Below are 9159 nucleotides of genomic sequence, written 5' to 3' on the forward strand. Positions count from 1 at the left end.
GGTGCTGCGCATCACGCCGGCAGCTCTCGCGCAGATGCGATTCGAAGGTCGCGGACCGATCTTTGTGAAGATCAGCGGGCGGTCTGTCGGCTACGACGAGAGCGATGTGGTCGCCTGGATCGAGTCGCGCAAACGAAGGAGTACTGGCGATGCCTGACCGCACCAGTCCAACCGGTCCTTGAGGTCCTGAGGCTCGGTTGGGTGACCGAAGGCGCTGCGCACAGGAGAGCTTCAAAGGAACTCAGCGGGTAAAAGGTGGGCGTTGTCGCATGCATCGTCAGGATGCGATCGCGTGAGCTCTGGAAGGTCACCAGACCGGGCGCGGTGCCCATTTCCTGCCCACAACTGTGGGCAATTGAACGCAACCATACGAGCGTCAGATTGTCAGGATGCGCGTTAGGATGGCCGTTCAGCCCCGTCGCCCCTTGATCTGTCAGGTGTCGTCTTCGGGTTCGAGTCCAAGTGGGGGAGCGAAGGCCTCGGGGCTCCACCCCCGGGGCTTTCTTCGTTCTCGGGTCCGTTCAACGAGGGGTGTCATGCCGGGTCGCGCCAAGTCCTCACCGCTGGTCGCGGTCGAGGGTTCCGTTCCCGCCCCGCGGCCGATCTACCGCTCCGTTCCGCTGCTGACGGTGCTCGCCGTGTACGCGGGCGTCGTCGCCTGGGTCTCACTGACGGTCCTGTTCGGCCACGAGCCGTGGATGTTCCCCGTGGCGGTGCCCGCCCCCTGGCTCTTCCTCGCGCTCGTCCCGTCGGCTGCCGCGATCCTCCTGGCGTTCCGCGGCAACGTCCTGTGGGCGGCCCTGCTCGCTCTCGCGAGCCTCTGGCTCGTCGCCACGGGGCTCGCGACCATCGCCGTGGTCGCGGTCGCCCTGGTCACCGTGCGGAGCATCCGCCGCCAGTGGGCTGCGCACGACCTCGACACCGTGCTCGCGACGGCGTCGGCCCACGGCTTGCCGGTGCTCGTGGTGCAGCACGTCGCCGGGAAGGCGCGGCGACGGTCGGCGAGCGACAGCACGCAGGTGCAGGTGCGCGACGTCGACACCGGCGCACTGTCGACGGCGCGGATCTGGGGACCGATGCGGGCGGGTACGCATCTCGTGCGTCAGGGGATGAACGTGATCGCGCAGGCGCCGCCCGGCGCGGATGCGGAGCTGCGCCGCTGGGTCGAGCGCCAGAACCGCCGCGCCGACGCGCCCGCGTCCTGACGGGCCCGCCGGGACCGCGGTGACATGATTCGGCCATGGCCGAGTCGAGACCAGCGATCCTGACCCGTGGCGTCGCATCCCTCGCCGCCGGCGCCGTCGTGGGCGTCGCCGTGACGCCGCTGCTCGGCCTCGCCGCCGGGCTGCTGGCAGGCTGGGCGGCGCTGTCGCTGACGAGCCTGCTGATCGTCGTGCCGAAGGTCTGGAGAATGGATGCCGCACAGACCCGCTCGCATGCGACCGTCGAGGATCCGAGCCGGCGTCTGACCCGTCTCATCGCGCTCGTCGGCAGCATCGCGAGCCTGGGTGCGGTCGCGGTGGTGCTCTTCCAGGCACGCCACGCCGACGAGCTGACGTCGTTCCTCCTCGCCGGCACGTCGGTCGTCGCGGTCGCGGCATCCTGGGGGCTCATCCAGGTCGACTACATGCTGCGCTACGCGCACATGTACTACGCGGAGCCCGGCGGCGGGATCGAGTTCAACCAGGACGAGGACCCGGTCTACACGGACTTCGCGTACTTCTCGCTCGGTCTCGGCATGACCTACCAGGTGGCCGACACGGACGTCACCGCCAACGCCATCCGCCGGACGGTGATCGCCCAGACGCTTCTCGCCTACCTCTTCGGCGCCGTGATCCTCGCGACGGTGATCAACCTCGTCACGAGTCTCGGGTGAACGGCGCGTGAGGACCGGGAAGGCTCGGCCGAGCCTTCCCGGTCCCTGCCGTCAGAGGCTCTCGGCGAGCTGCCGCATCTCGGCGATCTCTGCCGTCTGGTCGTCGATCACCTGCTGTGCGAGGGTGAGCACCTCGGCGTCCGCCGCGTCGTCGAGCGCCGCCTGCGCCATCTCGACCGCGCCCTCGTGATGCACGACCATCTGCTCGAGGAACAGCCGCCCGGCCGTCGCCCCGTCCGCCTCCTGCAGGGCGCTCATGTCGTCTTCGGTCATCATGCCGTCGCCATGCGCCATTCCGGCTCCCGCCGAGTCTGGGTCGACACCCCAGTCCTCGAGCCAGCCCTGCATGCGCTCGATCTCGGGCCCCTGAGCGGCCTGGATGCGCTCGGCGATCGCGGCGACCCGCGGATCCACGCCGTCCTTCGCGAGGACGATGTCGGCCATCTCGACGGCCTGCTCGTGGTGGGGGATCATCATGGTCACGAACATGATGTCGGCGGGCGTCGCACCGGCCGTGGACTCCGTGTGGGCCTGCGAGCCGTGGTCCATGCCCGGCATGTCTCCGGCCTCACCGGCGGTGCCGGTGCACCCGGCGAGACCCAGGGCGGCGACGAGGGGGAGCGCTGCCAGCAGCGCGCGTGTACGGGTGTTCATGTCTTCTCTCTTCCGTTCGGTCTCTGATCCCGCGCGTAGGCGCGGTGGAGCTTCGCCCGGTCGCGCCGGGCACGAGGCCGATCAGGTCCGACTGATGGAGAGGACGATGAGGGAAGGCGGATGCCGCGGCCCGCTGTCGCCCGCGACCCGGCTTCCGCGGTCCGCCGCGTCCGCACGGCGCGGCGGCGTGCGCCAGAAGACGGCCGGCCGTGCTGCCAGCAGCGCGGTCAGCAGCAGCGCGAGGACGCACACGACGGCCCAGACGCCGGGGTCCGGCCTCGGGAGGGCGTCGGCGCATGCCGATGCGGAACAGTCGTCACTAGGAGGATGAACTGCCGCGTGCTCGCCGTGGGGCGAGACGGGCGACTTCGTCATCGTGACCGTCGTCGCGCTGTGCGCGGCGTGCGCGGTCGGCGACATCATCACGTGCATGCCCAGCAGCCCCGCGATGATGCCGGCGGCCAACAGCAGCCGCACCGCGAGTCCGATCACCCGCGGGCGTGGGAGGACGTGGGGGTGCGGCATCCACTCTCCTCCCGACGGCGGCACGGACGACCGCGTGCGCACCACTTTACGGCATACCCTACCGGGGTATGCCGTCCTGGGGAAGGATCAGGCTTCGAGGTCGTCGACGCCGGGCGTCCAGGCGCTGCCGGGGCGGCCCCAGCCGCGCTTGCGCGCGATCTTCTGCACCGTCTTCCAGTCGCCGTCGTCGAGACGGTCGACGTAGAGGATGCCGTCCAGGTGATCGAACTCGTGCTGCATGATGCGCGCGCGCCAGCCGTCGACCTGGATGCGCACGGGTTCGCCTTCGAGGTCGATGCCCGTCACGAGCACCTCGTCGGAGCGTCGCAGCGGGAACCGCTCGCCCGGGAACGACAGGCACCCCTCGGACTCCTCGTCCGGATCGGGGGAGCCGGGCTCGGTCGGCCGCATCCACAGCTCAGGGTTGATGATGACGCCGCGCCACGGATTCCCCTCGTCGTCGGCGTACGTGTAGGTGTAGATGCGCAGCGGCACGCCCACCTGCGGAGCCGCGAGGCCCACGCCGGGTGCGGCATCCATCGTCTCGAACATGTCGGCGACGAGCGTCCGGATCTCGTCCGTGATCTCGCCGACGGGCGATGCGGGGGAGTGCAGGACGGGGTCGCCCATGATGCGAATCGGAAGAACAGCCACGCCTTGAGCCTACCCAGCGGCACGTCCGGCTAGTGTCGAAGGGTGGTGTGGACTGCGGATGAGCTCGGGGACGTAGGCGATCAGCTCGTCGGCGCGTTCCAGAATCCCGGGATCCTCATCGGCATCCCGCTCGCGCTGCTCGGAGCGGTGTTCATGTCGTTCGGTGCGCAGTACCAGCACCGCGGCGTCACCAAGGTCGAGCGTCTGACAGGATCCTCGGGCAGCGGCGGACTGGAGTTCAGTCATCTGCTCAAGCTGCTCGCCCGCCCGTCGTGGGTGATCGGCACGCTCATGCTGGGGCTGGCGATCGCCTGCCAGCTGTCGGCTCTCGCGTTCGCCCCGCTCATCGTCGTGCAGCCCCTCGGCGCCATCGCGCTCGTCATCACGACGCTCCTGAACGCCCAGATCAGCGGGCATAAGCCTACGCGGCGGTCGCTCATCGCCATCGGCGCCTGCGTCGGCGGCATCTTCATCTTCGTGGCCATCGCGGCTCTGTTCGCGACCGAGAAGCCGGTGTCGGATGCCGAGCTCATCACGATCCTCCTGCTCCTGGCGGTCGTCGCGATCGTCTTCACGGGACTGTGGCTGTGGCTGCGCAAGCGGATCGGGCCGCTGTTCTACATCATCGCCGCGGGCGTACTGTACGGCTTCGTCGCGACGCTCGCGAAGGTGATCATCGAGCGCATCAAGGCGTCCGACTTCGACTGGCTGACGTTCACCTGCCTGGGGGCGCTGCTCGTCGCCGCCATCGTCGGGGCGTACTTCGTGCAGAGCGCGTACGCCTCGGGGCCGCCCGACCTCGTCGTCGCCGGCCTCACCGTGGTCGACCCCATCGTGGCGATCATCATCGGCCTCACGATCCTGCAGGAGGCCGCCGGCGCGCCGCTGTGGGTGTTCATCTCGTTCGGGATCGTGGGCGCCATCGCCGTCTGGGGTGTGTTCCAGCTGGCGCGCCACCATCCGCAGGTCGTCAGCGACAGTCAGGAGCTGCCGATCCAGCGCGGCAGCCACGGCGAATCGCCGGATGCCGCGCACCCGCGCACCGGCTCCGTCAAGGTCACCGAAGCCGTCTCGAAGGTGTGGCCCGAGCCTCCGGTGAAGGATCGCGCCGACAAGGACGCCGCAGGGCGCGACGGCAGCGGCAACAGCGAGGACCGCTGACGGTAGGCTCGTGTGCGCGCACGCGCGCGGGGCGGTGGCCAAGCTGGTCAAGGCAGCGGGCTCATAACCCGACGATCGTGGGTTCAAGTCCCACCCGCCCTACCCTCGCGAAGGCCGTTGCTCCCCGGAGCAGCGGCCTTCGTCGTCCCCTCTGGGCGATTTCGTTCACCCTCCTTACTTTCGGGGGGAGAACTACTGACTTGGCGGGCCGATTGGCTGTAGCGTCATCGACAGCAACCTGTCCCTGACTCCTCGACGGAGGCAACAATGAAGTTCCTGCAGAGGCTCGGCAGATCGATCATGCTCCCGGTGGCTGTGCTGCCGGTCGCCGCGATCCTCGCCGGCATCTCTTACTGGATCAAGTCCGCAGCGGGCGACAACCTCGTCTCTGCATTCCTCGGCGCCGCGGGCGGTGCCCTGCTCGACAATATGGCGCTCCTGTTCGCCGTGGGCATCTCGATCGGCATGGCGAACAAGTCCGACGGCACATCCGCGCTGGCGGGTCTGGTGTCGTGGCTCACGGTCACGACCCTTCTGAAGCCCGAGACCGTGGCACTGTTCACCGGCGTCGGAGACGTCAACGAGGTCGACCCCGCCTTCCTGAAGGTCCAGAACGTCTTCGTCGGCATCATCTGCGGCCTCATCGGCGCGTACTGCTACAACAAGTTCAAGGACACCAAGCTCCCTGATGCGCTGTCGTTCTTCTCGGGCAAGCGCTCTGTCGCGATCGTCACCGCAGGCTTCTCGCTGGTCGTCGCCATCGTGCTGTTCTTCGTGTGGCCCTGGGTCTACGGCGGCCTCGTCGCGTTCGGCGAATGGATCGTCACGCTCGGCCCGTTCGGCACCGGCATCTACGGCTTCCTGAACCGGTTGCTGATCCCGGTCGGCCTGCACCACGCGCTCAACTCGGTGTTCTGGTTCGACGTCGCCGGCATCAACGACCTGAACAACTTCCTGGCGGGCGAGGGCACGTACGGGGTCACCGGCCAGTACATGACCGGCTTCTTCCCGATCATGATGTTCGGCCTTCCCGGCGCGGCGCTGGCGATGTACCTCACCGCGCGGACGACGCAGAAGAAGATCGCCTACGGCATCCTGCTCGGCGGTGCGATCTCGTCGTTCTTCGTCGGTGTCACCGAGCCGCTCGAGTTCGCGTTCATGTTCGTCGCGCCCCTGCTCTACGTCGTGCACGCGGTGTTCACGGGCATCTCGATGGCGATCAGTCAGATCCTGCCGGTGCGCATGGGCTTCGGCTTCTCGGGCGGCTTCATCGACCTCGTCCTCGGCTGGATGAACCCCATGGCGCAGAACCCGTGGCTCATCCCGGTGATGGGCGTGTTCTGGTTCTTCATCTACTTCGGCGTGTTCTACTTCCTCATCAAGAGGTTCAACCTCAAGACGCCGGGTCGTGAAGACGACGACACCCTCACGCAAGGCACGGAGTACGACACGTCGGCCACCGACGACAAGTACCTCGTCACCGCCGGCCGGTTCCTCACCGCCCTCGGCGGCACGGAGAACATCACCGACCTGGAGAACTGCGCGACGCGCCTGCGGCTGGAGGTCGACGACGTCAGCAAGGTCGACGACGCCGCGCTCAAGCGTGCCGGCGCCGCCGGCACGATGAAGCCGGGCGGCAAGTCCGTTCAGGTCGTCTACGGCACCAACGTCCAGTTCGTGAAGGACGCCATGGAGGCCATCATGACGGGTCAGGCCGAAGCGCCGCAGGGCGCCGCACCCGAGCCCGCCGTCGAAGCGGCCGCCGGCAGCACCGCGGTGCTCACCGACACCGCGAAGGCGACCGTCACGCTGCGCCAGCCGCTCGAGGGCAGGGTCGTCCCTCTCTCGGAGGTTCCCGACCCCACGTTCGCACAGGGGATCATGGGTCCGGGCCTCGCGATCGAGCCGACCGGTGACACCGTCGTCGCACCCGCTGACGGCACCATCGGCGCGACGTTCGACACCGGCCACGCGGTGGCCCTCGTCCTCGAGGACGGCACCGAGCTGCTGATCCACGTCGGCATCGACACCGTGGGCATGAAGGGCGACGGCTTCCAGACCCTGGTCGAGAAGGGGCAGAAGGTCACGGCGGGCACTCCGCTGCTGCGCTTCGACCTCTCGAAGATCCAGGCTGCCGGCCACCCGTCGATCACTCCGGTGATCGTGCTCAACAACGAGAACGCGACCGTCGCGTTCGAGTAAGGACCCGCACGACAGAGAGGGAGTGGATGCCGCAGCCCGCGGCATCCACTCCCTCTCTCACATCGCGGCGCCGATGTACGAGTACTTGACGAAGACCTCGGGCGCGAGCCCGGCCTCTTCGAGCACGCCCTGGACGGCGGCCAGCATGTAGCTGGAGTCCCACCCCATGTAGAGCGAGTGGTCGTCGTCGAGGCGGTCCCACTGGCCGTTCCAGGACTGCGCCGTGTACACCGGCCCGCCGCGCCGCGCGCTGTAGGCGACCACGGCCTCACGTGCGTCGGCCCACAGCCGCTTGAACACCCGGTTGAAGAGGTACTTGACGTCGGGCACCTCCCAGTGCTCGCCGCAGTACTCCACGTACGACCACTCGCGGTGCCATCCCGCGGGCCAGCCCCGGCGGCGCACGGCGTCGAGGATCGGGGTGAGCCCGTCGTCGTCGATCGCGGGACCGCCGGGACGCCGCCACACCTCGACGAAGCGCTCCGTGAGCCGCGTCGAGCGTTCCGCGATCGCCGCGGTGCCCCAGGCCGGGAGCTCCGCGAGCTCGGCCGTCGTCGGCACGGCGCTCCGCGCGTAGAGCCCCCGCTTCTCGGGGAACGATCGGTCGAGCGCGCGGAAGGCGAGGTCCTCTTCGAGGACGGTCAGGTTGCCGATCGTCTTCGCCAGGGCGCGGTGGCTGTTCTGCTCGTCGTCGCTGTACGACGACCACTCGCGAACGCCGTCGCCCGACCAGCCGTCGCCGGGCGCGAGCGGGAAGATGTGCTCGACGTCCAGCCCGCCCGCGCCGTCGACGCCCGCGATCCGGCCGAGGATGTAGGCCGCGTGGGGGAGCTCGGAGTACTTCAGCGCCACGGCGATGCGCTCGTCAGAGGGGGTGATGCGCGAGATCGCCGACACGAGTGCGTCGCGACCCTCGGCTCGCGCGCGGCACAGGCGTGCCACGAGCCGGTCGGTGCCGGTGCCGACCACCGAGCGCCGCACGAGCAGCGACTGGACCATCTTCAGCGTCTCGATGAGCTCCGCGCGATCCGTGACACCGAGCTCGACGTCGCGATAGACGCGCATCACGAGCGGGTACATGCCCGTGCCGAACGTGTTCAGGTAGGCGATGTGCCGGGCGATGCCGGCATCCGGATCCTCCTGCGGATGCAATAGCACTCGGTAGACGCGCGAGAAGGCCCGCCACTCCTCGGCGTGTGCGACGAGATCGGCGAACTCGAGGCGGGGGAACTCCGCCCGGAAGGCGTCGTAGACGCCGCGTCCGCCGACGACCGTCACCTCGCGGCCGGTCCGCATCACGAGGTACTGGCGCCAGAACTCGGCGATCGCGTCACCGGTGTTCCGTTCGATCGGCTGCCAGTAGTCCGACTCGATCTCGCGCTGCTCGGCGTGCGTGAGCCCCATGAGGACGTAATTGTGGATGAGCTCGTGGTCGCGCAGCGGCTCGCCCGTGGAATTCAGGCTCTCGAAGATCTGCTGGGCGTTCGCGCCGGCTCCGAGGGTGATCGCCACGTGCTCGAGCTTCTGCAGGCCGCGCCAGATGTGCGCGGCCTCTTCGCGGCTGATCTGACTGCGGAAGAACGCGTAGTTGTCGTCGAACCGCGAGTCCCGCTGTTCGCCGGGCGGAAGCGGGAGATCGAGCACGACGCGCTCGAACACCGAGGCCCACGCCCGGTGCGGGCGCAGCTTCGTGCGCGTGGCGTCGTGCGAGTGCACGAGGACGCGCTGCAGCTCATCGGCCAGCCCAGGATCGGACTCGCGCACCGTGTGATGCAGGGCCGCCACCAGGAGCATGAGCGTCGTCGTGCGCTGCTGACCGTCGATGAGCACCAGCTCCGCGTCGGAGCCCTCGCCGCTGGCAGAGGAGAGGATGGATCCGATGAAGTGCATGTGACGGTCGTCGAGGTCTGCCACCGCGCGGATGTCGGAGAGGAGCTGCTCGCACCCGCCGATATCCCACCGGTACTGCCGCTGGTAGACCGGCACGACGATCGTCCAGTCCGCGGCTGACAGCCACCCGACCGTGTTGACAGCAGTTGCGTCGACGTTCGTGGCAGTGACCATAGCCTTCCCAGTCTATGAGGGCG

At 68.6% G+C, this 9159-nt stretch carries 8 protein-coding genes and 1 tRNA gene; 5 read left to right on the top strand and 4 right to left on the bottom strand.

Annotation, left to right across the window (positions count from 1 at the left end):
• The first annotated feature begins 536 nt into the window (after nt 1-536).
• Nucleotides 537-1205, top strand: a complete 669-nt coding sequence (locus ACTHNQ_RS02605; RefSeq protein WP_440330869.1) for a hypothetical protein — start codon at nt 537-539, stop codon at nt 1203-1205.
• Between the two features lie 35 nt (nt 1206-1240).
• Nucleotides 1241-1876 carry a DUF1345 domain-containing protein gene (locus ACTHNQ_RS02610; RefSeq protein WP_440330870.1) on the top strand — a complete coding sequence of 212 codons (636 nt, stop codon included), beginning with the start codon at nt 1241-1243 and terminating at the stop codon, nt 1874-1876.
• A 51-nt stretch (nt 1877-1927) separates the two neighbouring features.
• Here ACTHNQ_RS02610 and ACTHNQ_RS02615 read toward each other — a convergent pair whose 3' ends face one another.
• The 3 genes from ACTHNQ_RS02615 to def form a co-directional block, all read right to left on the bottom strand.
• The gene (locus tag ACTHNQ_RS02615; protein ID WP_440330871.1) at nt 1928-2530 is read right to left on the bottom strand and encodes a DUF305 domain-containing protein; all 603 of its coding nucleotides are present in this window, start codon (nt 2528-2530) and stop codon (nt 1928-1930) included.
• Nucleotides 2531-2611: 81 nt separating this feature from the next.
• A complete protein-coding gene (locus ACTHNQ_RS02620; protein ID WP_440330872.1) occupies nt 2612-3055 on the bottom strand; it encodes a DUF6153 family protein in 444 nt (147 codons plus the stop codon).
• A gap of 87 nt (nt 3056-3142) precedes the next feature.
• The gene (gene def, locus ACTHNQ_RS02625) at nt 3143-3709 is read right to left on the bottom strand and encodes a peptide deformylase (RefSeq protein ID WP_026305457.1); all 567 of its coding nucleotides are present in this window, start codon (nt 3707-3709) and stop codon (nt 3143-3145) included.
• 42 nt (nt 3710-3751) lie between these two features.
• On the opposite strand from def, the gene ACTHNQ_RS02630 reads away from it, so the two are divergent.
• The 3 genes from ACTHNQ_RS02630 (at nt 3752) to nagE (ending at nt 7072) form a co-directional block, all read left to right on the top strand.
• Nucleotides 3752-4870 (top strand): DMT family transporter, encoded by a 1119-nt coding sequence (locus ACTHNQ_RS02630; RefSeq protein WP_440330873.1) that lies wholly within the window; start codon nt 3752-3754, stop codon nt 4868-4870.
• 28 nt (nt 4871-4898) lie between these two features.
• Nucleotides 4899-4972: transfer RNA gene (locus tag ACTHNQ_RS02635), tRNA-Ile, on the top strand.
• A gap of 165 nt (nt 4973-5137) precedes the next feature.
• Nucleotides 5138-7072 (top strand): N-acetylglucosamine-specific PTS transporter subunit IIBC, encoded by a 1935-nt coding sequence (gene nagE / locus ACTHNQ_RS02640; protein WP_440330874.1) that lies wholly within the window; start codon nt 5138-5140, stop codon nt 7070-7072.
• Nucleotides 7073-7129: 57 nt separating this feature from the next.
• On the opposite strand, the gene ACTHNQ_RS02645 is transcribed toward nagE, so the two are convergent.
• Nucleotides 7130-9136 carry a DUF262 domain-containing protein gene (locus ACTHNQ_RS02645; RefSeq protein WP_440330875.1) on the bottom strand — a complete coding sequence of 669 codons (2007 nt, stop codon included), beginning with the start codon at nt 9134-9136 and terminating at the stop codon, nt 7130-7132.
• Nucleotides 9137-9159: the final 23 nt, after the last annotated feature.

The sequence above is a fragment of the Microbacterium sp. genome (genome assembly GCF_051953575.1).
Classification (GTDB): domain Bacteria; phylum Actinomycetota; class Actinomycetes; order Actinomycetales; family Microbacteriaceae; genus Microbacterium.

Bases quoted from the DNA above. Each gene is read 5' to 3' on its own strand.
- nagE (WP_440330874.1), top strand. From the start codon at position 5,138: ATGAAGTTCCTGCAGAGGCTCGGCAGATCGATCATGCTCCCGGTGGCT.
- ACTHNQ_RS02610 (WP_440330870.1), top strand. From the start codon at position 1,241: ATGGCCGAGTCGAGACCAGCGATCCTGACCCGTGGCGTCGCATCCCTC.
- ACTHNQ_RS02620 (WP_440330872.1), bottom strand. From the start codon at position 3,055: ATGCCGCACCCCCACGTCCTCCCACGCCCGCGGGTGATCGGACTCGCG.
- ACTHNQ_RS02605 (WP_440330869.1), top strand. From the start codon at position 537: ATGCCGGGTCGCGCCAAGTCCTCACCGCTGGTCGCGGTCGAGGGTTCC.
- ACTHNQ_RS02645 (WP_440330875.1), bottom strand. From the start codon at position 9,136: ATGGTCACTGCCACGAACGTCGACGCAACTGCTGTCAACACGGTCGGG.
- ACTHNQ_RS02615 (WP_440330871.1), bottom strand. From the start codon at position 2,530: ATGAACACCCGTACACGCGCGCTGCTGGCAGCGCTCCCCCTCGTCGCC.